Source organism: Duganella sp. Leaf61, from assembly GCF_001421905.1.
GTDB lineage: Bacteria > Pseudomonadota > Gammaproteobacteria > Burkholderiales > Burkholderiaceae_D > Rugamonas > Rugamonas zoogloeoides.
Window position 1 is genome coordinate 183,266 of the sequence record NZ_LMLM01000030.1, and the last position, 25,825, is coordinate 209,090.

Annotated in this window: 21 protein-coding genes; 8 read left to right on the top strand and 13 right to left on the bottom strand. The window is 64.3% G+C overall.

The features are described from left to right. Positions 1 to 39: 39 nt before the first annotated feature. The 4 genes from ASF04_RS21010 to ASF04_RS21025 are packed head-to-tail and all read right to left on the bottom strand — an operon-like array spanning position 40 to position 5,590. A complete protein-coding gene (locus ASF04_RS21010; protein ID WP_056146303.1) occupies positions 40 to 1,386 on the bottom strand; it encodes a sigma-54 dependent transcriptional regulator in 1,347 nt (448 codons plus the stop codon). Continuing rightward, complete coding sequence (locus ASF04_RS21015; protein WP_056146306.1) at positions 1,379 to 3,244, bottom strand: ATP-binding protein; 1,866 nt, start codon at positions 3,242 to 3,244, stop codon at positions 1,379 to 1,381. Before ASF04_RS21015 ends, ASF04_RS21010 begins: the two co-directional genes overlap by 8 nt. Positions 3,245 to 3,290: 46 nt before the next feature. Beyond that, a complete protein-coding gene (locus ASF04_RS21020; RefSeq protein WP_056146309.1) occupies positions 3,291 to 4,295 on the bottom strand; it encodes a porin in 1,005 nt (334 codons plus the stop codon). 23 nt (positions 4,296 to 4,318) lie between these two features. Continuing rightward, on the bottom strand, positions 4,319 to 5,590 hold the full coding sequence (locus ASF04_RS21025) for a dicarboxylate/amino acid:cation symporter (RefSeq protein ID WP_019919996.1): 1,272 nt from the start codon (positions 5,588 to 5,590) through the stop codon (positions 4,319 to 4,321). Positions 5,591 to 5,880: 290 nt separating this feature from the next. Between ASF04_RS21025 and ASF04_RS21030 the strand changes: the two genes are divergently transcribed. Beyond that, a complete protein-coding gene (locus tag ASF04_RS21030) occupies positions 5,881 to 7,221 on the top strand; it encodes a TrkH family potassium uptake protein (protein WP_056146314.1) in 1,341 nt (446 codons plus the stop codon). Then, positions 7,211 to 7,906, top strand: coding sequence for a TrkA family potassium uptake protein (locus tag ASF04_RS21035; RefSeq protein ID WP_229205147.1), 696 nt, complete (start codon positions 7,211 to 7,213; stop codon positions 7,904 to 7,906). The genes ASF04_RS21030 and ASF04_RS21035 overlap by 11 nt, the downstream gene beginning before the upstream one ends. 2 nt (positions 7,907 to 7,908) lie before the next feature. Here ASF04_RS21035 and ASF04_RS21040 read toward each other — a convergent pair whose 3' ends face one another. After that, positions 7,909 to 8,835 (bottom strand): alpha/beta fold hydrolase, encoded by a 927-nt coding sequence (locus ASF04_RS21040; RefSeq protein ID WP_056146317.1) that lies wholly within the window; start codon positions 8,833 to 8,835, stop codon positions 7,909 to 7,911. A gap of 118 nt (positions 8,836 to 8,953) precedes the next feature. On the opposite strand from ASF04_RS21040, the gene ASF04_RS21045 reads away from it, so the two are divergent. Then, complete coding sequence (locus tag ASF04_RS21045; protein ID WP_056146320.1) at positions 8,954 to 9,598, top strand: ABATE domain-containing protein; 645 nt, start codon at positions 8,954 to 8,956, stop codon at positions 9,596 to 9,598. Between the two features lie 7 nt (positions 9,599 to 9,605). Here ASF04_RS21045 and ASF04_RS21050 read toward each other — a convergent pair whose 3' ends face one another. Next, positions 9,606 to 9,980 carry a lysozyme inhibitor LprI family protein gene (locus ASF04_RS21050; RefSeq protein WP_056146323.1) on the bottom strand — a complete coding sequence of 125 codons (375 nt, stop codon included), beginning with the start codon at positions 9,978 to 9,980 and terminating at the stop codon, positions 9,606 to 9,608. Positions 9,981 to 10,012: 32 nt separating this feature from the next. Continuing rightward, a complete protein-coding gene (locus tag ASF04_RS21055; protein ID WP_056146327.1) occupies positions 10,013 to 10,279 on the bottom strand; it encodes a UBP-type zinc finger domain-containing protein in 267 nt (88 codons plus the stop codon). A gap of 184 nt (positions 10,280 to 10,463) precedes the next feature. Here ASF04_RS21055 and ASF04_RS21060 point away from each other — a divergent pair, with 184 nt between their 5' ends. After that, positions 10,464 to 12,005, top strand: a complete 1,542-nt coding sequence (locus ASF04_RS21060; protein ID WP_056146332.1) for a catalase — start codon at positions 10,464 to 10,466, stop codon at positions 12,003 to 12,005. A gap of 13 nt (positions 12,006 to 12,018) precedes the next feature. On the opposite strand, the gene ASF04_RS21065 is transcribed toward ASF04_RS21060, so the two are convergent. Next, positions 12,019 to 13,317, bottom strand: coding sequence for a right-handed parallel beta-helix repeat-containing protein (locus ASF04_RS21065; RefSeq protein WP_056146335.1), 1,299 nt, complete (start codon positions 13,315 to 13,317; stop codon positions 12,019 to 12,021). Between the two features lie 184 nt (positions 13,318 to 13,501). Here ASF04_RS21065 and ASF04_RS21070 point away from each other — a divergent pair, with 184 nt between their 5' ends. From ASF04_RS21070 to ASF04_RS21080, 3 genes are read left to right on the top strand one after another with little or no spacing between them, the layout of a single operon-like run. Continuing rightward, entirely contained in the window at positions 13,502 to 13,798 is a 297-nt protein-coding gene (locus tag ASF04_RS21070) for a DUF3649 domain-containing protein (RefSeq protein WP_056146338.1), read from the top strand. Next, entirely contained in the window at positions 13,795 to 15,435 is a 1,641-nt protein-coding gene (locus ASF04_RS21075) for a PepSY domain-containing protein (RefSeq protein WP_056146339.1), read from the top strand. The genes ASF04_RS21070 and ASF04_RS21075 overlap by 4 nt, the downstream gene beginning before the upstream one ends. Next, complete coding sequence (locus ASF04_RS21080) at positions 15,432 to 15,803, top strand: DUF3325 domain-containing protein (protein ID WP_056146343.1); 372 nt, start codon at positions 15,432 to 15,434, stop codon at positions 15,801 to 15,803. The genes ASF04_RS21075 and ASF04_RS21080 overlap by 4 nt, the downstream gene beginning before the upstream one ends. 26 nt (positions 15,804 to 15,829) lie before the next feature. On the opposite strand, the gene ASF04_RS21085 is transcribed toward ASF04_RS21080, so the two are convergent. The 5 genes from ASF04_RS21085 to ASF04_RS21110 all read right to left on the bottom strand — a co-directional run bounded on the left by ASF04_RS21085 (position 15,830) and on the right by ASF04_RS21110 (position 24,210). Beyond that, positions 15,830 to 16,792, bottom strand: coding sequence for an SIS domain-containing protein (locus ASF04_RS21085; RefSeq protein ID WP_056146346.1), 963 nt, complete (start codon positions 16,790 to 16,792; stop codon positions 15,830 to 15,832). Between the two features lie 28 nt (positions 16,793 to 16,820). Continuing rightward, positions 16,821 to 18,143, bottom strand: a complete 1,323-nt coding sequence (gene kdsB / locus ASF04_RS27005; RefSeq protein ID WP_229205148.1) for a 3-deoxy-manno-octulosonate cytidylyltransferase — start codon at positions 18,141 to 18,143, stop codon at positions 16,821 to 16,823. Between the two features lie 14 nt (positions 18,144 to 18,157). Continuing rightward, positions 18,158 to 19,009, bottom strand: coding sequence for a 3-deoxy-8-phosphooctulonate synthase (kdsA, locus tag ASF04_RS21100; RefSeq protein WP_056146349.1), 852 nt, complete (start codon positions 19,007 to 19,009; stop codon positions 18,158 to 18,160). 164 nt (positions 19,010 to 19,173) lie between these two features. Further along, positions 19,174 to 19,938: an ABC transporter substrate-binding protein gene (locus tag ASF04_RS21105; protein ID WP_056146351.1), complete on the bottom strand. Its 765-nt coding sequence runs from the start codon at positions 19,936 to 19,938 to the stop codon at positions 19,174 to 19,176. 21 nt (positions 19,939 to 19,959) lie between these two features. Beyond that, positions 19,960 to 24,210, bottom strand: a complete 4,251-nt coding sequence (locus ASF04_RS21110; RefSeq protein WP_229205149.1) for an ATP-binding protein — start codon at positions 24,208 to 24,210, stop codon at positions 19,960 to 19,962. 284 nt (positions 24,211 to 24,494) lie between these two features. On the opposite strand from ASF04_RS21110, the gene ASF04_RS21115 reads away from it, so the two are divergent. Then, entirely contained in the window at positions 24,495 to 25,808 is a 1,314-nt protein-coding gene (locus tag ASF04_RS21115; RefSeq protein WP_229205150.1) for a sugar MFS transporter, read from the top strand. The last annotated feature ends 17 nt before the right edge of the window (positions 25,809 to 25,825 follow it).

Here is a 25,825-nt window from a genome sequence, read left to right on the forward strand (position 1 = left end):
AGCGCGCAAACGATGACGAATTGTGCACAATGGCCTGCATTACGGGTTCTTGTACTCGTCCGACGTCAAGCCATACTTCTGCATCTTGTAATACAAGGTCTGCTTCGGCACGCCCAGCGCCACGCTCACCTCCGTCACGCTGCCGCCGGCCTTGCGCAATTCCTGCTCGATCACCGCGCGCTCGAAGCCGCCCACCTGGTCCGCCAGCGGTACCGGCGCCAGGTTTTTCACCGACAGCAAACCATCCGCGCCGCTCGACAGGCCCAATGCGTACCGCTCGGCGATATTGCGCAGTTCACGCACATTGCCGGGCCAGTCGTGCGCCATCAGCGACTGCATCAGCGGTCCCGGCACCGGCGGCACCACGCGCTGGTAGCGCGCGGCAGCACCGAGCAGGAAGTGCTCGAACAGCAGCGGGATGTCCTCGCGCCGTTCGCGCAGCGGCGGCAGATTCAGCACGATCAGGTTCAGGCGGTAGTACAAATCGCTGCGGAACTTCTGCTGGTCCGACCATTCCTTCAAATCGACCTTCGATGCGGCGATCACGCGCAGATCGACCGGTACCGGCGTATTGGAGCCGAGCCGCTCCACGACCCGCTCCTGCAGCACCCGCAGCAGCTTGACCTGTAACGGCATGGCCAGGCTCTCGATCTCGTCGAGGAACAGCGAGCCGCCGTCGGCATGTTCGATCTTGCCGATCTGGCGCTTGGCCGCGCCGGTAAACGATCCCTGTTCGTGGCCGAACACTTCGCTCTCGAAGATATTCTCGGGGATGGCGCCGCAGTTGAGGGCGACGAAGTGCTTGTTCTGGCGGCGGCTGTACTGGTGCAGGCAGCGCGCGACCATCTCCTTGCCGGTACCGGTTTCGCCGTAGATCAGCACATCGGCCGGTGCATCGGCCAGGTCCAGGATCAGGCGCCGCAGGTCGCGCATGGCCGGTGAATCACCGAGCAGGGTCGCTTCGATGCCTTCGCCATGCTCGATGCGGTGGCGCAGCGCTGCCACCTCCAGGACCAGGCGCCGGGTTTCCAGCGCCCGCTGCACCACTTCCACCAGCTGCTCGGACGAATAGGGCTTGGCGATGAAATCGTAGGCGCCGTCGCGCATGGCATTGACCGCCATGTTGATGTCGCCGTGGCCGGTGACCAGGATCACCGGCAGCTGGGCGTCGATGGCGTGCACCGCCGCCATCAGATCGAGGCCGCTCATGCCGGGCAGGCGCACGTCGGTCACCACCACGCCTGCAAAACCCGGGGTAACGTGCGCCAGCGCGTTTTCGGCCGCGTGAAAGTCCGTCACCTGCAGTCCGGCCAGGTCCAGCGCCTGGGCGCTGCCGGCGCGCACGCTGGCATCGTCTTCAACCAATAAAATTTTCATATCATGCATTGTTTGTCTCCCGCTCCGCCAAAGGCAGCTCAATGATAAACCGGGCGCCACCGGCCGGCGCGGTTTCCACGCGCAGCAGGCCGCCGAATTCGCGCACGATCTGCTCCGAGATCGCCAGCCCCAGGCCCAGGCCCTGCCCTTGCGGTTTTGTCGTAAAAAATGGTTCGAACAGGTGGGCGCGGATGTCTGCCGGCACCCCGGGGCCGCTGTCGGCCACGCCGATCATCACCCGCTCGTCGGTGCGCTCCACCGTCACGGTCAGCTGGCGCACCTCGCTGTGCTGCATGGCGTCAAGCGCGTTGGTGAACAGGTTGACCAGCACCTGTTCCAGGCGATTGCTGTCGCACAGCGCGTGGACGTCGTGGTCGCGCATCGCCATGCGGAAGTTGATGCGCTCCTGCTCCACCCGCCGCTCGACCAGGAACAGTGCGCCGGTAATCGCAGCGGCCACCGGCACTGCCTGCAAGCTGGCGTCGGTCTTGCGTGCGAACTGGCGCAACTGCCCGGTGATCAGGCCCATGCGCGCCACCAGTTGCGAGATGGTGGCCAGGTTGGCGCCGGCTTCGGGCAGGCGTCCGCGTTCGATCAGCACTCGTGCGTTGTCGGCCATGGTGCGCAGCGCGGTCAGGGGCTGGTTCAGTTCATGGGTCATCCCTGCCGACATCTGGCCCAGCACCGCCATCTTGGCAGCCTGGATCAGCTCCGACTGCGCCTGGCGCAGTTGCTGCTCGGCCTTGCGCCGCACCAGGTTTTCTGCGGACAGGTTCTCGGTCATCTGCTGCAGGCTGGCGGTGCGCTCGGCCACCATGGTTTCCAGGTCGTCGTAGGCGCGCTGCAAATCCTCGCGCGCGCGCAGGCGCTGGCGGCCAAGGCGGCGGCGCTGGCGCGCATACAGCACCAGCATGGCCAGCAGCGCCTGCGACAGGCAGGCAAAAACCAGGGCGCTGCGTGCGCTGGCCTCGGCCGGTCCCAGGTCGGAAAAATACACGAACTGCCAATCGCGCGCACCGATGTGCAGCGACTGGCGCAGCATGTGGCCGCTGCCCGGCGCGCCGTCCACGGCCACGATGCTGGTACCGGCTTCCGCGTTCGCGCCGAGCGCTCGCACCTCGCGGTAGCCGATCTGCCTGAGCGAGTGCGAATGGAACTGGCGCGAGCGTTCGAGCTCGCGCCGCACCTCGGGCGCCAGCGGGGCCAGCGTGCCGTATTTCCATTCAGGGACGGAACTCAGGATGGCAACGCCGTTGGCATCGGCCAGCAGCACGCGGTCGCGGCCCTGCACCCAGGACGCTTCCAGCTTTTCGATATTGACCTTGAGCGCGGCCACACCGAGCATATGGCCGTTGCGGTAAATGCCGTGGGCGAAGAAATAACCGGGTTCGCGGCTGGTGGTGCCTACGCCATAGAAGCCGCCCGGCTTGCCGTTCAGCGCATCGCGCACGTAGGGACGGAAGGCGACGTTGTCGCCGACAAAACTGTCTGCCGCGCGCCAGTTGCTGGCCGCCTGGGTAATGCCCTGCAAATTGACGATGTAAATGGTGGCTGCGCGCGACAGCTTGTTGACGCTCTCGAGGTAAGTATTGACCTCGCGCCGCAGCCCGTCGTCGTGCTGGTCGGCGAGCAGCGCGATCACGTCCTTGTTGAGCTCCAGGGTACCGGGCAGGAAGTCGTACTTCGACAGCAGGTTTTCCAGGCCGAGCGCATAGCCTTGCAGGCGCTGGGCGCCCGCTTCGCGCAGGCGCTCGATGGCCGCGTGCTCGGCCCAGCGGCCGGCGACGACGGCCAGCGCCAGCCCGGCCGCCAGCAGTACCGCGAACGTCAGCAACCGCGTCCAGGACGTTTTCTGCGCTGCCGGCATGGATCCCTTTGATTAAACCAGATGAAAGTGTAACTGAGGACCGCTATTAAAACACATGACGCACGCCCAGGTTGAAGCCGCCGGTGCCGGTACCATTGTCGGTGGCATTGCCGACATGGAAAACGGCGCCATTGCGGTTGCTGATATGCGCGTACGCGGTGTACACGTCGGTGCGGCGCGACAGGTTGTGCGTGTAGCCGATGGCCAGTTGCCGCGCGTCCTGGTTCAGCGTGGACTGGTCGCGGTGGAAGATGGCGGATGCGAGCCATTTGCCCTGTCCCATGGCCACGGTGGCGCCGATCAGCGCGTCGTTGCTGGCGCGCTGCAACAGGTCCTGGTTGTGCGACAGCGATGCGTGGGTAGTGACGCTGCCCACGCGGTAGCGGGCAGCGAGCATGGTGGAACGGCTGCGCGCGGTGGCCAGCGCATTGTCGCGTTGGTGGTGGACCAGCACTAGGTTCAAGGGCAACGACTCCGGCCCGGCGTAGCTGACGGCCGCGCCCACGGTGCGGCTTTTTGCCGTGTCGCCCGGTACTTCACCGAAGCCGTACAGCACGTCGGCCGAGAAGCCGTTGACGCGCGGCGTCGTATATTCCACCGAGTTGTCCACGCGCGAGGTGGTGGCGACCATGTTCATGGCGTTACCGGCCAGGCCGACTACGAACGGATCGGCGATATCGCGCAGCGCCTTGTAGTATGGCGAGTACTGTCGGCCGGCGCTGATCGATCCCAGCGTGGTACTCGACAAGGCCACGTAAGCCTGGCGGCCGAACAGCAGGCCGCCCTGGCCGGCCGCGCCGGTGTCGATATTGTGACCGTTCTCCAGCTGGAAAGACGCCGTCAGGCCGCCGCCCAGGTCTTCCTTGCCCTTGAAACCGATGCGCGAGGCCGAAGCCACGCCGCTGCCGAGTGCCTGCACATTGCCGGCCGGGCCGCCGCGTTCGAGCACCAGGCCGGCGTCCGCGACGCCGTAAATGGTGACCGAGGATTGGGCGGCGGCAGTGGATGCGACCACAGCGAGGGCCAGTACGATGGCGAACTGTTGTTTCATGTTGTCTCCGGTGTTTTTATGTTTTATGCGGCGTGCTTGATTGCTTCGACCTGCTCCGGGCGCTCTTCATCGAGCGCGCCTTCCCACTTGGCGACCACTGCGGTGGCCACGGCGTTACCGACCGCGTTGGTGGCCGAACGGCCCATGTCGAGGAACTGGTCGATGCCCATCAACAGCAGCAAGCCCGCTTCCGGGATGTTGAACTGGTTGAGGGTCGCGGCGATCACCACCAGCGACGCGCGCGGCACGCCGGCGATGCCTTTCGAGGTGATCATCAGCACCAGCAGCATGGTGATCTGGGTGCCGAGCGACATGTCGATGCCGTAGGCCTGGGTGATGAACAGCACGGCAAAGGTGCAGTACATCATCGAGCCGTCGAGGTTGAACGAATACCCCATCGGCATGACGAAGCTGTAGATCTTGCGGTGCACGCCGAACTGCTCGAGCGCGGTCAGCATTTTCGGATATGCCGCTTCCGAACTGGCCGTGGAAAACGCCAGCAGGAACGGTTCGCGGATCAGCACCAGCAGGCGGAAGATGCGCTTGCCGATGAAGGCATAGCCGCCCAGCACCAGCAGCGCCCACAGGCACACCAGTCCCAGGTAAAAACCGCCCATGAACTTGGCAAAGGTCAGCAGGATGCCCAGGCCGTTGGTGGTGACCACCGACGCCATCGCCGCGAACACGGCCAAGGGTGCCAGGTTCATGATGGTGCCGGTAATGCGCAGCATGACTTGCGCCAGCTGGTCGATGGCGGATGTCAGCTTCGACGCCGACTCGCCCAGCGCGCTCAAGGCGCTGCCGAAGAACAGCGAGAACACCAGCACTTGCAGGATCTCGTTATTGGCCATCGCCTCGATCGGCGACTTGGGCACCAGGTGGCTGACGAAGTCCTTGAGCGTGAACGCGGCGGTTTTCAGGCCGGTGGTGGCATCGACCGGCGGCAGCGGCAGGCCAAGATGGGTACCGAGTTGCAGGAAGTTCGACAGCACCATGCCCAGCGTGAGCGACAGCAGCGACGCCACCACGAACCAGCCCATGGCCTTGACGCCGATGCGGCTGGCAGCCTTGCCGTCGCCCAGGTGGGCAATGCCGACCGTCAGGGTGGAAAACACCAGCAGCGCGATCACCATCTTGATCAGGCGGAGGAACACATCGGTGACGATCGAGATGTGAGAGGCGATCTGCGCGCTCAGTTGTTTATCGGTGATCGCTTCGTGGCAACCGTAACCTACCGCCACCCCGAGCACCATCGCGACCAGAATGTACAGGGTTAATGGACGTTTCTTTTTCATGTACTCCTCCAAGTTTTAGTCCCAGGGTCGGCGCCCGGGGTATGGGGGAATAGCAATGGTTATGCCAGCCATTATGAAACGATATGAAGCCTGCAAGCCATTGAATTCAAACGAATTTCTTTAAAGAAATTCGGCTCTGACGACAGTATGTGAGCAGAAAACGGTAGAGCTGTGCCAGGCCCATGTATGGAAACTTGGACATCCGCCTCCAGCGTCGGCTTCAATCCGTTATCAAACCCCGGTTCTCGGTATAATCGGCGCCCCACTACCACCAGTCCTCCCGGATCCCCATGAGAACAGTGCTGCACCCCGCGCGCGCGGTCGCCCTTGGCTTCCTGGCCGCGATTGTCGTTGGCACGCTGGTGCTGATGCTGCCGGCAGCGCGCTCGGGCCCAGATGGCGCGCCCGTGCTGGTGGCGTTCTTCACTGCCGTCTCGGCGGTGTGCGTGACCGGCATGGCGGTGGTCGATACCGGCACCTACTGGTCGGGTTTCGGCCAGGGCATGATCATGTTGCTGTTCCAGTGCGGCGGCTTCGGCATGATGACCGCCGCCACCCTGCTTGGCCTGCTGGTCAACGGTTCGCCGCGCCTGCGCACCAAGCTGATGACGCAGATGGAAACCCGTACCCTGGGCCTGGGCGATGTCGCCGCCGTCGCGCGGCTGGTGCTGGTGGTGACGTTTGCTTCCGAGTTGATCATTGCCGCCGTGCTGACGCTGCGCCTGCGCTACGGCTACGACCTGCCGTGGGGCGAGGCCGCGTGGAGCGGCGCATTCCATGCCGTCTCGGCGTTCACCAATGCCGGCTTTTCGATCCACGCGGACAGCATGGTGCGCTACGCCGGCGACGCGCTGGTGCTGCTGCCGATGATGCTGGCCATCGTGGTGGGCGGCGTGGGGTTTCCTGTACTTCACGATTTACGCAAAACCAGCCGCAACCGCTTGAGGGAGTCGCGCCACTGGTCGCTGCACACCAAGCTGACGCTGGCCGGCACCGCGCTGCTGCTGGTCGGCGGCATGGTGGCGATCCTGCTGGCCGAATGGCACAACGCCCGCACGCTCGGCGGCCTGTCGGTGCCGGACAAGCTGCTGGGCGCCTCGTTCATGTCGGTGGCAGCGCGCACGGCCGGCTTCAATGCGGTCGATATCGGCGCCCTCACCCAGGAATCGCTGGCGCTGCACTATTTTTTGATGTTCATCGGCGGCGGCAGTGCTGGCACGGCCGGTGGCGTCAAGGTGGGCACGGTGGCGATCCTGGTGCTGCTGGTGCTGGCCGAGGTGCGCGGCCACTCGGACACCGAAGCGTTCGGGCGCCGCATCGGTGCCTCCGCCCAGCGCCAGGCGATCACCGTGGTGGTAATGGGCAGCGCGGTCGTGGTGGCGGGCACCATGGCGCTGCTGGCAGTCACCGACTTTCCGACCGATCAGATCATTTTCGAGGTAATCTCGGCCTTCGGCAGCGCGGGCCTGAGCACCGGCATCACGCCGCATCTCCCCGCTTCCGGCCAGTTGCTGCTCACGCTCCTGATGTACCTGGGACGGGTGGGCACCATCACGCTGGCCGCGTCGCTGGTGCTGGGCGGGCGCCGCATGCCTTATCGTTACGCAGAGGAGCATCCAATTGTTGGGTAAGATCTTTTCAGAGCAGTTCTCCTTTTCCAGCGGCGACAGCGTGGTTGTCATCGGCCTGGGACGCTTCGGCGGTTCGGTGGCCGAGTCGCTGATGCGCATGGGCCACGACGTCATGGGCATCGACCGCGACGCCGACCTGGTGCAGCTATGGGCAGACAAGCTCACCCACGCCGTGCAGGCCGACACCACCAATGCCAGCGTGCTGCGCCAGCTGGGCGTGGCCGAGTTTTCGCACGCCATCGTCGGCATCGGCGCCGACCTGGCCAGCAGCCTGATGTCGCTGATGGTGCTGACCGAACTCGGTATCAAGGACATCTGGGTCAAGGCGCTCACGCCCGAACACGGCCAGATCGCCCAGCGCATCGGCGCCCACCACGTGGTGTATCCCGAAGTGGACATGGGCGAGCGCGTGGCGCACCTGATCACGGGCCGGATGATGGACTTCATCGAGTTCGACGACGGCTTTGCCATCGCCAAGCTGCGTGCTCCCGCCCTCACCCACAACAAGACCCTGGCCGACGCCCACGTGCGGTCGCGTTTTGGCGTGACCATCGTTGGCGTCAAGCGCGCCGGTGAAGACTTCCAGCATGCGCTGCCGGAAACACTGGTGCGGCCCGGCGACATCCTGGTGGTGTCCGGCGCCACCCACAAGATCGAGGAATTCGCCAGCAGCAAGCAACGCTAGCGTTACCTGACCGCCGCGCCGTCCAGGAACTCCAGCATCGCCGCGCCGATTTCCGCGCCGTGGGTCTCGATGGCGAAGTGGCCGGTGTCGAGGAACCGCACTTGCGCCTTCGGGTTGTCGCGCTTGAAGGCCTCGGCGCCGCCCGGCACGAAGAACGGATCGTTCTGGCCCCAGATGGCCAGCAGGGGCGGTTGCTGACGCCGGAAAAATTCGTGCAGCTTCGCGTACTGCCTGATGTTCTGGCCGTAGTCCAGCAGCAAATCCATCTGCACTTCCACGCCGATGCGTTCGATCGCGGCATGCGCCAGTTGCCAGGTCTCGGGCGCGATCAGCGTGGTGTCACGCACGCCCTCCGTGTACTGCCACCGGGTCATGTCGAGGGTGTTGAAGCGGCGCAGCGCTTCGCGGTTGGCCGCCGTGGGCTCAGCCCAGGCGCGGCGCATGTCGGCCCAACCGGCGCTCAATCCCTCTTCGTAACCGTTGCCGTTCTGGCTGACAATGGCGGTGATCTTGTGCGGATTATTGACCGCCAGGCGCCAGCCCACCGGCGCGCCGTAGTCGAACACGTACAGGGCGTAGCGGTCGATGCTCTTGGCCACCGCGAAGGCGTCGATCACCTTGGCCAGGTTGTCGAAGGTGTAGTCGAACGCGGTGCCTGGCAGCACGCTGGTCTGGCCGAAGCCCGGCAGGTCCGGCGCCACCACGTGGTACTTGTGCGCCAGTTGCGGGATCAGGTTGCGGAACATGTACGACGACGCGCCGAAGCCGTGCAGCAGCAATACCGTGGGCGCGTCAGCAGGACCGGCTTCGCGATAGAACACGTTGACGCCCTGGACTTGCAGCGACTGGTGATGGACGGCGGGTGGTGCCGCGTGGGCGGATAAGGCGGTAGCCATGATGGCGGCAGCGGCAATGGTGGATGTGGTCATGATATTTCTCCGGATGGGATGAGTTTTAATAACCTGTATAATTATCTCAAGCAGGTTACTTGAGCCGAGTATGTCGTGACTTGAGTAACCTGTCAACTGCATTTTTAAAGGTTATTAAATGAATTCGATGACGACAACCGACGAGGCGCCATTGCTGGGCGACCACCTGGCGCTGGATTTGCTCAACACCGAGGCGCGCAGCGACGGCGCTGTAGTGGAATATTGGCATAGCGGCGACGCTGTGCGCGCGTGGCTGGCGCGACAAGGCATCGCAGCGGCGCAGCCGGCAGGCGGGCAAGCAGACAGTCAATCAGGTGAGGAAGTGAGTGGGCAAGCCGGGGGCGCAGCGCTGCTGGCGCGGGCACTGGCCTTGCGCGCGCTGGCGCGGCGGCTGATCACGCGACACAAAGACGATGCGGAAAGCGGCCCCGATGCATTCGACAAGGCAGATATCGCAGCACTCAACGACTACCTGCACGCCTACCTCGGCGCGCCGCACCTGGCGCGCAGCGAGCACGGCAAGCTGGCACTCACCCGTACCGCGCGCGGCGACGCGATAGCTTCGCTACTGGGCCCGGTGGCCGAAGCGGTGGCGCAGTTGCTGGTGGAAGGCGATTTCACGCTGGTGCGGCAGTGCGAACATCCCGACTGCATCCTGTGGTTTTACGACCGCACCAAGTCGCACAAGCGCCGCTGGTGCAGCATGGCCTTGTGCGGCAACCGCTACAAGGCAGCGCAGTTCAGGAAGAAGAATAGCCAGTAATGGCAGCCTAGCGGTCGCCTTGCAACATCTCGAGTTCCCTGGTGCGGGTCTCGGCCCGATTTTGCAGGCAGCCCAAATACATCACCGTGCGGATGGTGCCGGTGCCGTACAGCGCCTGCACGGTCTTGCAGTCGGCTTCGCGGTACTTGATCCATAACCGCTGGGCGGCGACGAACTGGGTGCGCACCTTGCGCTCGGTGACGGTCTTGAGCACGCGCTGGTACGTAGCGTTGAGATTGGCCTCCGCCGCTTTTTGCGTGCGCGCCGCGCATTCGTTCATGTCCGGCGTGGCAGTGGCGTTGGCGCAGTCGAGCGCTTGGGCGCTGGCACCGCCCAGCCCGAGGGCCATGGTGAGGACTAGCGTGAACAATGGTTTGGACATGGAACTCCTGGCAAGCAAGGTCGGATCGAAGGTCAGATCGGGTCGAACATTTCCTCGTCAATATAGCACCAGCCCCAGGTCTCGCCGCGCTCCTTTGAGCGCATGATCGGGTGGCCGGTGGCCTCGAAATGCCGGGTGGCGTGGCGGTTTTTCGACTGGTCGCAGCAGCCGGTGTGGCCGCAGGTCAGGCACACCCGCAGGTGCACCCAGGTGTCGCCCATTTTCGTGCACTCTTCGCAACCGCTGGTATTGGCGGCATGCGTATGAATCTGGTTGAAGTGTTGGCAGCCGGCACTCATGTCATGTCTCCCGTAATGAATCAACACCAGTCTAGCGCAAGGGCGCTTGATTTCCCCCTGTCCTATGACGGGGTCGGGCAAGGTGACTATCAGTAAAACACTATCGATTTCATAGTAATAATTGACTAGGACAATGAATAACCCGGCAGTAATGTTGTCTTCCTTACCCTGAATTGGAGACATCATGAACCCTACTATCCTGGCCACCCTCGCCCTGTCGGCAGCGATGGGATTTGGCGCCGCCCATGCCCAGAACGCCACGCAGGCTGGTACCCAGCTCACGCGCGACAACGGCGCCCCGGTCGGCGACAACCAGAACTCGCAAACAGCCGGACCCAACGGCCCGGTCCTGCTGCAGGACGTGCACCTGATCCAGAAACTGCAACGCTTCGACCGTGAGCGCCAGCCCGAGCGCGTGGTCCATGCGCGTGGCACCGGCGCCCACGGCGTGTTCGTCGCCAGCAAGGACGTCTCGGAATACACGCGCGCGGCAGTCTTTACGCCGGGCCAGCAGACACCGGTATTCGTGCGTTTCTCCAGCGTCATCCATGGCAACCACTCGCCGGAAACCCTGCGCGATCCGCGCGGCTTCGCGACCAAGTTCTATACCAGCCAGGGCAACTGGGACCTGGTCGGCAATAACCTGCCCATCTTCTTCATCCGCGACGCCATGAAGTTCCCGGACATGGTGCACTCGCTCAAACCTGCACCGGATACCAACATCCAGGACCCGAACCGCTTCTTCGACTTCTTCTCGCACCAGCCGGAATCGACGCACATGCTCACGCGCCTGTACACGGACCTGGGCACGCCGGCCAGCTACCGCGAAATGGACGGCAACAGCGTGCATGCCTATAAATTCGTCAACGCAAAGAACCAGGTCAGCTACGTCAAATTCCACTGGAAAAGCCTGCAAGGCGAGAAGAACCTGAACGCGACGGAAGTGGAAGCCATCCAGGCCCGCGAATTCAACCACCTGACGCGCGACCTGATCGGCGCCATCAAGGACGGCCGTTATCCGCAATGGGATTTGTATGTGCAGGTATTAAAACCCGAGCAGCTGGCCAGGTTCAACTTCGATGCGCTTGACGCCACCAAGATCTGGCCCGGCGTCCCGGAAACCAAGATCGGCACGATGACCCTGAACCGCAATCCCGATAACGTGTTCCTCGAAACCGAGCAGTCGGCAATGGCGCCGTCGAACCTGGTGCCGGGCATCGAGCCGTCGGAAGACCGCATGCTGCAAGGCCGCCTGTTCTCGTACGCCGACACCCAGCTGCACCGCATCGGCGCCAATGCCCTGCAACTGCCGATCAACCGTCCGAGGAACGAAGCCGCCAATTACAACCAGGATGGCGCCTTGAACAGCGGCAGCCGCAAAGGCGACGTCAACTACCAGCCAAGCACCCGGGCGCCGCTGGCCGACACTGCCGAATTCAAGGCCACCGAGCTGAAACTGACCGGCACCACCCAGCAGGCGCGCACCGTCAAAACCCTGAACTTCGCCCAGGCCGGCGACTTTTACAGGTCGCTCAATGCCGGCCAGCAGGCCAACCTGGTAAGCAACCTGGCGGGCGACCTGGGCCAGGTCAAGGATGACGGCATCAAGTACACCATGCTGTCGTACTTCTACAAGGCCGACGCCAATTACGGCCGCGCCATCAGCACGGCCGTAAAGGCAGATCCCGAACGCGTGGCGCAGCTGGCGTCGAAGCTCAAGGAGTAAGCGGAAGAAGTCGTTATTGCTTCTCGAACGCGCCCAGGTCCGGCGCGGCGCCCAGGAACGGCAGGTTGACGTCGCCGCCCTTGTCGATCAAGTCGCTGCCGGTGCGCAGGCGGTAGGAGCGCAGCACCGGCAGGCTGCCGTCGGCCTGGCGCGGCGCATCCCAGCCGGTGGCGGAGACGTCGTCGAAGTCGGCGTCGGACACCGTCACCGGCAAATTCCACGAGTTGTAGCGCATATTGGTGCCGTCGATATTGCGCGACTGCTGGCCCTTGTACGAGATGTTGTTGCGCAGCGTGCCGAAGTTGACGGGCGTGCCGTCGGCCGAGATGCCCAGCATGTCGTAGTTGTAGCCGTTGTCGAATGACGTGTTGTTGAAGAAGTCCAGCGCCAGCGGATGGTGGTTGGCGTAGAAGCCGGCCGCCTTGTTCTTGAACGCCACCGAGAAGCGCACCGTGTGCTTCACCCCATTCGATACATAGGCGCCGCCGTAGCCGCCGGCCTTGATGCCGTTGCCGTTACCGGCCTGCAGCGGCGTAGTGGTGCCGGGCAGGTAGCCGTGCGACCAGGCCCACGAGTTCTCGATGACCACCGGCGAAAACGCGTTGATCAGGTCGAAACCGTCGTCGGAGTTGGCCCAGGCACGGCAGCCGCGGAACACATTGCCCGGGTTGTTGGCCTTGATGTGGGCGCCGAAGCCGTCAGCGCTCTGGCCTGCGCCGTTGGACGTGTACGGGTCGTAGTTGTGGTGCGAATCGCTGTTGAGCACCAGGTTGTAGCTGCCGTTCTGGATGAACAGGCCCGGTCCCATATTGTGGTGCAGGTCGAGCTGCTCGAACGTATTGCGGCTGCCGTTGACCCAGATGCCCCACGATTCGTGATTGAGGCGGTTGCCCGGCTGCTGCGGCGCGCCCGTCACTTCCAGCCCCTTCAAATGCAGCCAGCTGCCGGTGACATTGAAGCCCTTGACCCGGCAGTCGTCCTTCATCGCCGAGAAGTCGAACACCGGCTTTTCGCCCGGGTAGGCCCAGTAGCGGATCGGCCGCCCTTCGGCGCCGCTCTTGTCGAGCGTGATGGCGTTGACGATGGCGGTGCGGCTGGCGCAGCTTTCCACGCCGGCGGTATAGGCATACCGGCCGCCGCGCAGGTACACCGTGTCGCCGGGCTGGGCCTGGGTTTGCGCGCGCGCGATCGTGGCGAACGGCGCGGCCTGGGTGCCGGCGTTGCTGTTGTTGCCATTGGGCGCGACGTAATACGTGGCGGAGAAGGCCGGCGCAGACGCCAGGGCAAGCAGCAAGGGAGCGAATGTTTTCATGAGTCTCTTCATGTAGTTTTATGGTCCATTGATTATAGTCACAGCTCAAACCATGGCATACGCCGGCCAAAAAAATCACGTTCGTGAGCCAATCGCGGCAACTACTTCCTCATTGACAACACTGCAATAATGAACGAGAATTATTCGCATTTAGCGCTTCGAGCGTGCATCTGAAGGAAGTTGTATGGTCTCTACCATTCGTTACCGCGCGGGCGTGTTGTCGCGCACCGTCGCCGCCATTGCCGGCGGCTACGCCTTGTCCGCGCTGGTCGCCGCCGCCCTCGCCCTCACCCTGCCCACCACCCGCGCCGAAGCGGCGATGACCGGCACCCTGACTGCCTTCGTGGTGTATCCGGTGGCGGTGATGTGGGTATTCGCCTGCGCCAGCGCGCTGCGCGCCTGGACCGGTCTGCTGCTCGCGTCCCTGTTGCCTGGCGCCGTGGTGCTGGCCCTGGGCGCCTTCACCGGAGGTGCGGCATGAAGGAAGGATTGCGCCAGTCGATGGCATGGCTGCACACCTGGACCGGCCTCTTGGCCGGCTGGATCCTGTTCCTGGTGTTCTGCACCGGTACTGCCTCGTATTACAAGGACGAGATCACGCTGTGGATGAAGCCGGAGGTCCACCAGTCGATGACGCGCCAGGTGGCGCCGGCCGCTGCCACCGCCAATGCCGTGGCCTTCCTGGAGCAGCGCGCCCCCAAAAGCGACCGCTGGATCTTCACGCTGCCCAGCGAGCGCGAACCGACCTTGCGCACCATGTGGGCGCCGCCGCCAGCCGACCCGGCCAGGCAGGGCGAGCAACGTCCGCGCCGCGCGCGCTTCGGCAATGCCACGCTCGATCCGGCCACCGGCGAGGAACTGGCGGCTGCGCGTGACACGCGTGGCGGCGAATTCCTGTACCGCATGCACTTCGACCTGCACTACATGCCGGTGATCTGGTCGCGCTGGATCGTCGGCATCTGCGCCATGTTCATGCTGGTGGCCATCCTGTCGGGCATCGTCACGCACAAGCGCATTTTCAAGGACTTCTTCACGTTCCGGCCGGCCAAGGGCCAGCGCTCGTGGCTCGACGCCCATAACGCCAGCGCCGTGCTGGCCCTGCCCTACCACCTGATGATCACGTACACCGGCCTCGTCACGTTGATGTTCCTGTACATGCCGTGGGGCGTGAAGGCCGTGTACCAGGACGAACGCGACAAGTTCTTCACCGAACTGCGCCAGGACGTGGCCATCGATCCCAAGGCCTCGCGCGTGCCGGCCGCGCTCACGCCATTACAGCCGCTGCTGGCGCAGGCCACGGCCGCCTGGGGCGAAGGCGGCGTAGGGCGCATCGTTGTCAGCCATCCCAAACAGACCAATGCCGCAGTGGCGTTGTATCGCCGCGACGGCAAGCAGATGTCGGTGGACCAGCCGGCCATGGTGTTCGATGGCGTGACCGGTGCACTGGTCTCGCCGCCGGAGCAGGCGGCAGCACCGGCTGCACAAACCCAGGGCGTGATGATCGGCCTGCACGCGGCGCGCTTTTCCAGTGCCGCGCTGCGGGCGCTGTTCTTTGTCGCCGGCCTGGCCGGTTGCGCGATGGTGGCCACTGGCCTGATACTGTGGGCCGTAAAAGAACGCCAGAAATACGCCAAGGCGCTGGCCAAGGGGGGACGGGTCGGCTTCGGCCTGCGGCTGGTCGATGGCCTGAACCTGGGCGCCATTGCCGGCGTGCCGATCGCCATTGCCGCCTACTTCTGGTCCAACCGCCTGGTGCCGGTGGAACTGGCCGAGCGGCCGGCCATGGAAGCGGCCTGGTTCTTCGGCGCCTGGGGTACGGCAGCCGTGCTGGCAATGGCCCGGCCCTCGCGGCGCATGTGGCAGATATTGCTGGCCGTCGGTGGCGTGTTGTTTGCCGGTCTGCCGATACTCAATATGTTCACTACCGAGTCGCACCTTGGTTACAGCCTGTCGCACGGCTTGCTGCAGATCGCCGGTTTCGACCTGGTGGTACTGGTGATTGGAATCGGATTGTTATTTGCGGCTAAACGGATGGGTAATTCAAGAATGAATAAAGTAAATAAAGTTGACAAGATCAATGAGCCGGCACCGGTGCTGGCGAGTGGAGGCGCAGCATGAGCGCGCTGACCAACGGTTTGCTGATCTACGCGGCGCTGGCTGCCGCGCTGGCCGGTTTTGCCGGGTTGAGCCTTGCAATGGACCGGCACTGGGAAGCGTTGTACGGGCGCGGCTCCTCCCCGGGCGACAAGACGCGCTGGTTGCAGGCATGCGGCACGGCCGGATTGCTGCTGTCGCTGGCCGCGTCGCTGGCGCTCAAGGGCGCCACCCAGGGGTGGGTCATGTGGCTGGGCGCGCTGACTGCCGGCGCGGTTGTCGTGGTGCTGACCCTGACGTACCACGCGCAGCGCCTGATTCCCGTCGCCAAGGCTGCCGCGGTATCGGCGGTGGTTGCGGCCATCGCAGCACAGGCTGCGTACGCCCTGTGAAACCGCTGGCTGCAGGTCGAGGATCTTTACACGACCGGCTTGTCAGGAACGACATCGTGAATCTGCAGCACGCCAACAACTTCACCGGCCTGGTTCTTGACGACCAGCGCGTTGATCCTGGCGGCGCGCAGGCGCGCTTCTGCATCGGAGAAGCGCTCGTCCGGTGCAGCCAGCTTCGGCTCGGACGACATGATGTGCCGGGCCGCGATCTCGCGGTAGTCGGCGGCGGAATCGAACGCGCGGCGCACGTCGCCATCGGTGATGATGCCCAGCAAATCACCGTCTTGCATCACCAGTACCAGGCCCAGGCGGCCACGGTTGATTTCGTGTACCACGTCACGGAACGACGCATCGGGACGGCACACGGGCAGATTGTCCTTGTGCATGACGTCGGCCACGCGGGTGAGCAAACGACGGCCCAGGCTGCCACCGGGGTGGAAGCGGGCGAAGTCTTCAGGCTGGAAATTGCACTTCGACGAGAGCACCACGGCCAGCGCATCGCCCATCACCAGGGTGGCGGTGGTGGAGCTGGTGGGCGCCAGGTTGTTATTGCACGCCTCGCGCTCGACCGACACGTCCAGCACCGCGTGGGCGTGCCGGCCCAGGGTGGAATCGCGGCGGCCGGTCATGGCGATGATCCGGTTTTCCTGGTGCTCGAGGAAAGGCAGGATGCGTACCAGCTCCTCGGTTTCTCCACTGTTGGAAATCATCACCACCACGTCTTGCGGACCGATCATGCCCAAGTCGCCGTGGAAGGCTTCGGCCGGATGCACGAAGAAGGCCGGGGTGCCGGTAGAGGCCATGGTGGCGGCAATCTTCTTGCCGATCAGGCCGGATTTCCCCATCCCCACCAGCACCACGCGCCCCTGGCGGGCCAGGACAATGTCCACAGCGGCGTCGAAATCGGCGCCGATGCGGTCAGCCATGGCCGACAACGCATCGATTTGCATCGCCACCACCTGGCGGGCCTGGGTAATTGATTCACTCATTACTGCATCCATTTCAAAATACAAAAAATTACTGGGCCATGCCCGCCATCACCGTGGCAAAGCCCTCGGCCGAACCGAATACGTGTTCCTTGCCCTGCGCTACCAGGATCGCATCGGCCAACTCGCGGAACGCACCCTTGCCGCCCGCCGTTGCCAGCACGGCGCTGGCGCGGCGCTGCACGTACACGGGTGCATCGGCCACCGCGTACGACAGGCCGCAGGCGGCAAACGCCGGCAGATCGATGCTGTCGTCGCCAATGCAGACGGTTTCGTGGACGGCGACGCCCGCCTGCTCCATCAGCGCGCGGCAGGCGCCGTGCTTGTCCTTGACGCCGAACTGGTACAAGGTAATGCCAAGGTCGGCCACGCGCTTGCGCAGCGTGGGCGAATCACGGCCCGACAACACCGCCACGCGCACACCGTTTTCTTCCAGCAGGCGCATGCCGAGGCCGTCGCGCACGTGGAAGCGCTTCAGGCATTCGCCGGTGGCATCGTAATAAATGCCGCCGTCGGTCAGCACGCCATCGACGTCGGTGATCACGAGCTTGATACCGGCCAGGGAAGGCAATGGCGCGGGCGCCGCTGCTGCAGCCGCAGCCGCAGCCGCGCCAGTCTCCCCTGCCATCAATGCGCGCACGCGCACCAGGCACTCGGGCGTATCGACGCCGGGGCCGGTCGGTTCCACCTCGAACGCGCGGATGCGCATGCCGGCTGCCAGTAAACGCAGCTGCTCCAGTTTTTCCACCTGTTCCAGCATCGCCGGCGGCAGGCTCGAGTAAGCAGCCAGCACGTCGCGGCGATAGCCATACACGCCGACATGCTTGAGGTAGCGCGCCGGTGCGTCATCGCGGGCGAACGGAATCTTGGCGCGGCTGAAATACAGCGCATCGCCATTGCCGGCCAGGACCGCCTTGACCGTGTTCGGGTTATCTGCTTCGTCGGCGTCGATCGGGTGGCACAGGGTACCGACCTGGACCGAGCTATCGGCCCACATGCCATGGGCCAGCATGGCGATATCGCCGGGGCGCACCATCGGCTCGTCGCCTTGCAGGTTGATGTAGATCTCGGCCTCGACCGACTGCATGACCTCGGCCAGGCGATCCGTACCGGACGGATGGTCGGGCGAGGTCATCACGCAGCGGCCGCCGAAGCCGCGCGCAGCCTCGGCCACGCGTTCATCGTCGGTGGCGATTACCACCGCATGCACGCCCGGCACTTCGAGTGCGCGTTCATAAACGTGCTGCACCATGGGCTTGCCGAGGATGTCGGCCAGCGGCTTGCCAGGCAAGCGCGTGGAACCGTAACGGGCCGGGATAACGATGGCCAGGCGCTGGGTGGTGATATCGTTCACGCTGCGATTCTCCATCAAGCGATATTAAGTGCCGGGAACGACTTCACCAGGTCGTCGAGCGACTTCAGTTGCGACAGGAACGGTTCCAGCTTATCGAGCGGCAAGGCGCTTGGACCGTCACAAAGAGCGTGGTCCGGATCGGGATGCGCTTCCAGGAACAGGCCGGCGATACCCACGGCAATGCCCGCTCGCGCCAGGTCGGCCACTTGCTGGCGGCGGCCACCGGAAGCGGCGCCGCCCGGATCGCGTTGCTGCAGCGCGTGGGTGACGTCGAAGATGATCGGCAGGTCGTTGCAGGTCTTCTTCATCACGCCAAAGCCCAGCATGTCCACGACCAGGTTGTCATAACCGAGGCAGGTGCCGCGATCGCACAGGATCAGCTGTTCGTTGCCCGCTTCCTTGAATTTCTCGACGATGTTGGCCATCTGGCCCGGGCTGAGGAACTGCGGCTTCTTGATGTTGATGACCTTGCCGGTCTTGGCCAGCGCCACCACCAGGTCGGTCTGGCGTGCCAGGAAGGCCGGCAGTTGCAGCACGTCGACCACTTCGGCGACCAGCGGCGCCTGGAATGGCTCGTGCACGTCGGTAATCACCGGTACGCCAAACGCCGCCTTGACATCCTGGAAGATGCGCATGCCCTCTTCCAGGCCAGGACCGCGATACGAATGGATCGACGAACGGTTGGCCTTGTCGAAGCTGGCCTTGAACACGTAGGGAATGCCCAGCTTTTGCGTCACGCGCACATATTCTTCGCATGCACGCATGGCAAGATCGCGCGATTCGAGCACATTGATGCCGCCAAACAGCACGAAGCTACCGGTGTTGCTGACATTGATACCGTTCACATTGACATTGACATTGGCCATACGAATTCCATTCCACTTAAATAAATACAATTGATAACAGCCGCCAACCCGGCTTGGCCAGGGGCGGAAAATTCATTCTTGTCGCCAGGCGCGTCTGCGTCGCCATTCGATACCGCAGGATAATTTAAGATTATAAATTCAAACCACCGATTGCCATGGGCCGTTCAGCGCGTATATTTGTCGCGTATCCTGCGCAGCGAGCCGTCCTTGCGCATATTGCTGAGGGTCTGGTCGAACGCCGTGACCACCTCCGGCGCGACCGTGTTGCGGTTGAAAATCAGGTAACTTTGGGTCGTCTCGATCGGCGGACCGATCACTTTGGCCTTGTCCAGCGCATTCAGGCGCTTGAGCACTGCGGCGCCCATCACCCGGCTGCTCACCAGGGCATCCATGCGCCCGGCCAGCAATTTGCGGAAGTTGGCTTCGTAGGTCTGCGCCACTTCCAGGCGATGCAACCCACCCCGGGCGGCAGCGCCATCGAAAATGGCCCCATACGACACCTTGTTGACCACGCCCAGGCGCACCTCGGCCAGCTCGCTGACGTTACCCTGGAACGCCATGCGCGAACCGGCGCGCACGAAGATCACGAAATCCTGGGTCAGCAGCGGTTCGCGCGGGAACAGGTATTTCTGCTCGCGCTCTTCGTTCTTCTTGATGGTGAAAAAACCGTCGGCGCGCGGTGTGTCAATCAGCGACAGGCTGCGCGCCAGTGGATAGAACTGCATGTCGATGGGTTGGTCCATGCGCGCGAAGATGGTGGTCACCAGCTCCACCATCATGCCCGTCGGCGGCTGACCCGGCTGCACCTCCATGAACGGCGGGTAATCGAAGCTCACCAGTACCAGCGGACCTTCGCGCGCCGGCGCGGCCCGCAACACCGCAGCACCGAGCAGAACACCAAGCAGCGCGTGGACAAACAGGCGTTTCATGGCGCTCCCCTTCGGTTCGTATCAGGTTTCGACCCGGCCGGCCAGATCGGCCATCAGCCGCACGATCTCGTCGAAGCTCACCGGCTTGGTCAGGTGGTGGTCGAAGCCGGCCGCATCGGACTTGAGGCGGTCGGCATCGGTACCCCAGCCGGTCAGCGCCACCAGCACCACGCCGTCGAGCGCTTGTTGCGAACGCAGTTCGCGCGCCACGTCGTAGCCGCTCATGCCGGGCAGGCCGATGTCGAGGAAGACCACCTGCGGCAGGAAGCTTTGCGCACGGCCCACGGCGTCGATGCCGTCGTGCACCGTGGCCACGGTGTGCCCCTTGATCTCGAACAGCGCCGACAGCGTTTCGGCGGCATCGACATTGTCGTCCACCACCAGCACGCGCAGGCTGGTGTTCGAAGTGGCATCCACCCGCACCGGCGCGGAGATGGCAGCCGTCGCTGGCGTGGGCGTTTGCGCCGCCAGCAGCGACTGCATGGCCGGCAGCATCACCGGCAGGTGCAAGGTGAAGGTACTGCCGCAACCGGCGCCCGCACTGTGCGCGCTCACCTTGCCACCATGCAGCTCGGTCAGGCGCCGCACCAGGTTCAAACCGATACCGAGGCCGCCCTGCGCCTGCGCCTCACTGCCCGGCACCTGCGTAAACATGTCGAATACGCTGCCCAGCGCGTCGGCCGGAATGCCCACGCCGTTGTCGCTCACGCTCACTGTCAGCTCGCCGTCGGCGACGGCTGCGCGCAACTCGATGGCGCCGTGTTCGGGCGTGTACTTGGCGGCGTTGTTGAGCAGGTTGCCGATCACCTGGGCGATGCGCTGGGCGTCGAGCCACAGCGGCGGCGGGTTGTCCGACACCGAAATTTTCAAACGGTGATGGCGGGCGTCGATCAGCGGCGTGCTCAGTTCCACGGCGTTGCGCACGATGGCGCTCAGGTCGGCCGGACCGAATACCAGCACTTCCTTGCCGCGCGCAATACGCGCCAGGTCCAGCAAATCGTCCACCAGGTGCACCAGGTGGCCCACCTGCCGCTCCATCATGGCGCGGATGCGTTCGATTTCCTCGTGCGCCAGTTTCTGGGCGCGCATCATTTCCAGGCCGCTGCGGATCGGCGCCAGCGGGTTGCGCAACTCGTGCGCCAGCGTGACCAGGAATTCGCGTTGCGCCTGGTTGGCCTGCGACAGTTCGCCGGCCTTGCTGCGCAGCTCGGACTCGCCGCTTTTCTGGTCGGTGACGTCGAGCGTCACGCCGTCGAAGTGGATCATGCCGCCCTGCTCGTCGTGCTGCGACCAGGCGATCATGCGGATCCAGCGCGGCGTGGTTTGCCCCGGCGCCGGGGCCACGCGGAACTCCGCTTCGTAGCCCTCGCCCTCCACCATCGCCCGCTGGAACTCGTCTTCCAGGCGCGCCCGGTCTTCGGGATGCACGCGCTGGTAAAACTGCGAGACCGGCACCAGGCCGTCGGCCGGCAGCGCGAACTGGGTGCGCAACTGGGCGTTGGCCTGCATGGTCGATAGCGGCGAATCGGCATACCACACGCCGATGCCGCTGGCGCGCGTGACATTGGCGAAGCGGTCCTGCAACAGGCGCCGCTCGTGGACGTCGATCACGGTGCCGATATAGCCGAGCAGCCGGCCGTCGTTGCCGAAGCGCGGCGCGCCGGCGTCGATCACCCAGCGGTAGCCGCCCACGCGGTCGCGCAAGCGGTAGTCGATCGAGAACGGCCGGTTGCGGTCGCAGGCGGCGGTGTAGGCATCGGCCACGCCGGCGGCGTCGTCCGGGTGGATCAGCTCCATCCAGCCGCGCCCGAGGTCCTGCTCCAGCGAGCGGCCGGTGTAGTCGGACCAGCGCTGGCTCAGGAACGTGCATTGGTGGTGTTCGTCGGTGGTCCAGAACATGGCCGGCGACGCATTGACCAGCGAGCGGAAATACTCTTCGCGCTCGCGCAGCGCCAAGGTGGCCAACTCGCGTTCGCGGGCCTGCTCGATGTGGTTGCGCACGCGCGCCAGCAGTTCGTTGGCGGAAAACGGCTTGACCAGGTAATCGTCGGCGCCCGCCTCCAGGCCTTCGATGCGGGCCTCCTCGCCGGCGCGGGCCGACAGCAGGATGACCGGCACGTGGCGGATATCTTCGTCGGCGCGGATGGTCTTGAGCAGCGCGAAGCCATCGAGGCGCGGCATCATCACGTCGCTCAGCAGCAGGTCGGGCGGGTTGCGCCGCACGGCGTCGAGCGCATCCTGGCCGTCGGCGCAAGTCTCCACCGTGAATTCGCGTTCGAGCAGCGAGCGCACGTAGCTGCGCATGTCCTGGTTGTCGTCGGCGATCAGGATGCGGGGGCGTTGCAGCGGCCTGGCTGCGACAGCGACTGTCGTCGCGGCAGGCGCAGCGCCTGCCGGCGTACGGGCTTCGACGCCTGGCTCCGCGCCTGTTTCCAGACCTGGTTCAGCGTTTGAGTCCAGCAGGGCGCTGTCGGGCAGCCAGCGCAGCGCCTCCTCGACGAACGCCGAGCCCATGCGTTCGCCGGTGGAACTGTCCGAGTGCGCCACCACGTACTGCGGCGGCAGGTGGCTTGATCCGAACGGTAACTCCACCGTGAACGTGGTGCCCTCGCCCAGCGTGCTCTCGGCGGCGATGGCGCCGCCGTGCAGGCGCACCAGTTCCTGGATCAGGGCCAGGCCGATGCCGGTGCCCTCGTAGCTGCGGCCCTGCACGCCCTCCACGCGGTGGAAACGCTCGAAAATGCGCGGCAGTTCGGCGGCCGGGATGCCGGCGCCGGTATCGCGCACGGTCAAACGCGCGCCGGTCCCGGTTTGCTCCAGCCGCACCACCACGCCGCCGTGCATGGTGAATTTGAACGCGTTCGACAGCAGGTTGAACACGATCTTTTCCCACATGTCGAGGTCGATGAACACGGGTTCGGACAGCGGCGCCGTCTCCACCCGGTAGGCCAGGCCCGCCTTGTCCATGGCCGCCTCGAACACGCTGGCCAGGTTGGCCGTCAGTTGCGCCAGGTCCACCGGCGCGAACCGCGCCTGCACCCGGCCCGCCTCGATGCGCGAAAAGTCCAGCAGCGAATTGACCAGCTTTAACAGGCGCAGCGCATTGCGGTTGGTGAGGTCGATGCGCTCGCGCTGGCGCGGCGCCAGCGGCTCCGCGGTATCGGCCAGCGCGTCTTCCAGCGGACCCAGGATCAGCGTGAGCGGCGTGCGGAATTCGTGCGAGACGTTGGAGAAGAACGCGGTCTTGGCCTTGTCGATTTCGGCCAGCGCGGCAGCGCGCTTTTGCTCCTGCTCGTAGGCCAGCACATTGCCGAGCGCCGTATTGAAGGCGCCGCGCAGCAGTTCGTAGAAATTCAGATAGGCGGCATCGAGCGCGCGGCGGGCGCTCACGCCGGCCACCAGGAAGCCGTACGGGCGCTCCTGTCCGGCCACCGTCAGCGGCAGCACCATGGCGGTGTGCGGCGCTTCTTCATATGGCGCGCAGTCGAAAGCGCCGAAACGCGCGGCCAGGTCTTCCATCCGGTGACTGCCCCCGGCGGCCAGCGCGGCGGCGAAATCCCAGCCGCCATGGCCGTGCAGCGCCGCTTCGGCTGGCGCCAGCGGGCTGTCGGCCGGCAGGCCGACCTGGGCGCGCAAGGCCAGCGTGCGGCCGTCGCCGGCCAGCTGGTAAAGCAACATGAACGGCACATCCATCGCCAGCGTATCGCTGTCATAGACCATGAAGCGCGCCACTTCGTCGCCGGTGCGCGCCAGGGCGATATGGCCGGTAAGGTCGCGCAGGTTCTGGGTGCGGCGCGCGTCCAATACCGCCGCCGTGCCTTCGCTGATTGGGTGGAAGATGCCGCCCACGTTGCCCGATTCGGCCCGGATCGGCGAGAACGAGAACGTCATGAACGCTTCTTCCATGTAGCCGTAGCGGTCGAGGAACATGCGCTGGTCGCGGATATACACGCCCTCACCGGCGTGGGCGCGATCGAAGGCGTCGCCAACGACCGGCAGCGCGGTGGCCCAGCAGATCTTGAACGGCTCGCCCATCGACTGCGGGTGCTTGGCGCCGCAGATCGGCCGGTAGGCATCGTTATAGATCTGCACATCCTCGGAACCCCAGGCCACCAGCATCGGGAACGTGGACGACAGGCACAGGCTGACGGACGTGCGCAAGCTTTGCGGCCAGCCGGAGACAGGCCCCAATGGCGTCGTGGACCAGTCCATCGAGCGGATTAATTCGCCCATGTCGCCACCGCCAGACAACCATCCCAGATCGTCTGCCATCGCCTGTCCGGCCTCTTGCGCCACCGTTCCCTGCTGCTCCATCCATCCCCCGGCTTGTCTTGCGTCCGGCGGCAATTCCGCCGGTCATGCAGTATAACGCTTTCCACATGGATACCCGGAAAAGCGCGTACAGTGCCGCAGTTTTAATGTGCGGTGGCAATAATCCGTTTCAGTGATACCTGTCATCACCATTTCGATATAGGGGAATTCTATTTAGTTATTGGTGTTATACCCGCTTTGCCCCTAAGATTGCGATCCAGGCAAGTCTATAAAAAGGATACAAAGTGGCGGCACCAACACCTTCGAGCAGCACCGCGATCAGCGCATCGCACGCAAATACGGCAAAATCGGCGATGTACCTGCTGACCAGCCTGTTCTTCACCTGGGGCTTCATCACCGTTATCAACAACACCCTGCTGCCACACCTGCGCAGCGTGTTCGAGTTGAACTACACCCAAACCACGCTGATCGAATCGGTCTGGTTCATCGCCTACTTCTTTGCTTCGATTCCGTCCGCGCGGCTGATCGAGCGCGTGGGTTACAAAAAATCGCTGGTTACCGGCCTGGTCATCATGGCCGTCGGCGCACTGATGATGATCCCCGCCGCCCACCTGCCGTCGTATCCGGTCACGCTGTTCGCGCTGTTCGTCATTGCCTGCGGCATCACGCTGCTGCAAGTGGCGGCCAACCCGTACGTGGCAGTGGTCGGTCCGGCCAGCTCGGCGTCGGCCCGTTTGAACCTGGTACAAGCCTTCAACTCGCTCGGCACCATGCTGGCGCCACTGTTCGGCGGCTACCTGATCCTGGGCCGTTCCAATTCGGGCACCGCCACCACCGACCAGGTGCTGACCCAGGCCGAGCGCCTGGCCGATGCCCGCGCCGTGGAACTCCCGTACCTGATCGTAGCCGGCGTGCTGATCATCCTGGCCATCGTCATCGCCCGCTTCCCGCTGCCGGAAATCGGCGCCTCGACCAACCGCGAAGCCGCCAAGGCTGCACGCAAGAACCACTCGCTGTGGAAGCACCGCAACCTGGTGTTCGGCATTCCCGCCATCTTCATCTACCTGATCGCCGAAATCGGCGTGGCCAACCTGTTCATCAATTTCGTGTCGCAGCCGGACATCGGCAACGTGACCCACGAAAAAGCGTCGCACTACCTGATCATCCTGTGGGGCGGCATGATGGTGGGCCGCTTCGCCGGTAGCGTACTGATGCGTAAATTCTCGGCCGAAAGCGTGCTGGCAGGTTGCAGCATCGGCGCGGCGATCGTGATGACGATTGCCACGTTCGCCGGCGGCTCGGTGGCGATGTGGGCGTTGATCTCGGTGGGCCTGTTCCACTCGGTGATGTTCCCGACCATCTTCACGCTGGGCATCAAGGGACTGGGCCCGATGACCGAAGAAGGTTCCGGCCTGATGATCATGGCGATTGCCGGCGGTGCGCTGGTGGTGGTGCAAGGCATGCTGGCCGACCATTTCGGCCTGCAGCAATCGTTCCTGCTGACCGTGGCCTGCGAAATCTACGTGCTGTTCTACGCACTGTGGGGCGCCAAGGCAACCAACGCCTTCCCGGAAGAGCCGGTGGCAGACACCAAATAATCAGCTTGCTGATACGA

Bases quoted from the DNA above. Each gene is read 5' to 3' on its own strand.
- ASF04_RS21010 (WP_056146303.1), bottom strand. From the start codon at position 1,386: ATGCATGATATGAAAATTTTATTGGTTGAAGACGATGCCAGCGTGCGC.
- ASF04_RS21015 (WP_056146306.1), bottom strand. From the start codon at position 3,244: ATGCCGGCAGCGCAGAAAACGTCCTGGACGCGGTTGCTGACGTTCGCG.
- ASF04_RS21020 (WP_056146309.1), bottom strand. From the start codon at position 4,295: ATGAAACAACAGTTCGCCATCGTACTGGCCCTCGCTGTGGTCGCATCC.
- ASF04_RS21025 (WP_019919996.1), bottom strand. From the start codon at position 5,590: ATGAAAAAGAAACGTCCATTAACCCTGTACATTCTGGTCGCGATGGTG.
- ASF04_RS21030 (WP_056146314.1), top strand. From the start codon at position 5,881: ATGAGAACAGTGCTGCACCCCGCGCGCGCGGTCGCCCTTGGCTTCCTG.
- ASF04_RS21040 (WP_056146317.1), bottom strand. From the start codon at position 8,835: ATGACCACATCCACCATTGCCGCTGCCGCCATCATGGCTACCGCCTTA.
- ASF04_RS21045 (WP_056146320.1), top strand. From the start codon at position 8,954: ATGAATTCGATGACGACAACCGACGAGGCGCCATTGCTGGGCGACCAC.
- ASF04_RS21050 (WP_056146323.1), bottom strand. From the start codon at position 9,980: ATGTCCAAACCATTGTTCACGCTAGTCCTCACCATGGCCCTCGGGCTG.
- ASF04_RS21055 (WP_056146327.1), bottom strand. From the start codon at position 10,279: ATGAGTGCCGGCTGCCAACACTTCAACCAGATTCATACGCATGCCGCC.
- ASF04_RS21060 (WP_056146332.1), top strand. From the start codon at position 10,464: ATGAACCCTACTATCCTGGCCACCCTCGCCCTGTCGGCAGCGATGGGA.
- ASF04_RS21065 (WP_056146335.1), bottom strand. From the start codon at position 13,317: ATGAAAACATTCGCTCCCTTGCTGCTTGCCCTGGCGTCTGCGCCGGCC.
- ASF04_RS21070 (WP_056146338.1), top strand. From the start codon at position 13,502: ATGGTCTCTACCATTCGTTACCGCGCGGGCGTGTTGTCGCGCACCGTC.
- ASF04_RS21075 (WP_056146339.1), top strand. From the start codon at position 13,795: ATGAAGGAAGGATTGCGCCAGTCGATGGCATGGCTGCACACCTGGACC.
- ASF04_RS21080 (WP_056146343.1), top strand. From the start codon at position 15,432: ATGAGCGCGCTGACCAACGGTTTGCTGATCTACGCGGCGCTGGCTGCC.
- ASF04_RS21085 (WP_056146346.1), bottom strand. From the start codon at position 16,792: ATGAGTGAATCAATTACCCAGGCCCGCCAGGTGGTGGCGATGCAAATC.
- kdsA (WP_056146349.1), bottom strand. From the start codon at position 19,009: ATGGCCAATGTCAATGTCAATGTGAACGGTATCAATGTCAGCAACACC.
- ASF04_RS21105 (WP_056146351.1), bottom strand. From the start codon at position 19,938: ATGAAACGCCTGTTTGTCCACGCGCTGCTTGGTGTTCTGCTCGGTGCT.
- ASF04_RS21110 (WP_229205149.1), bottom strand. From the start codon at position 24,210: ATGGCAGACGATCTGGGATGGTTGTCTGGCGGTGGCGACATGGGCGAA.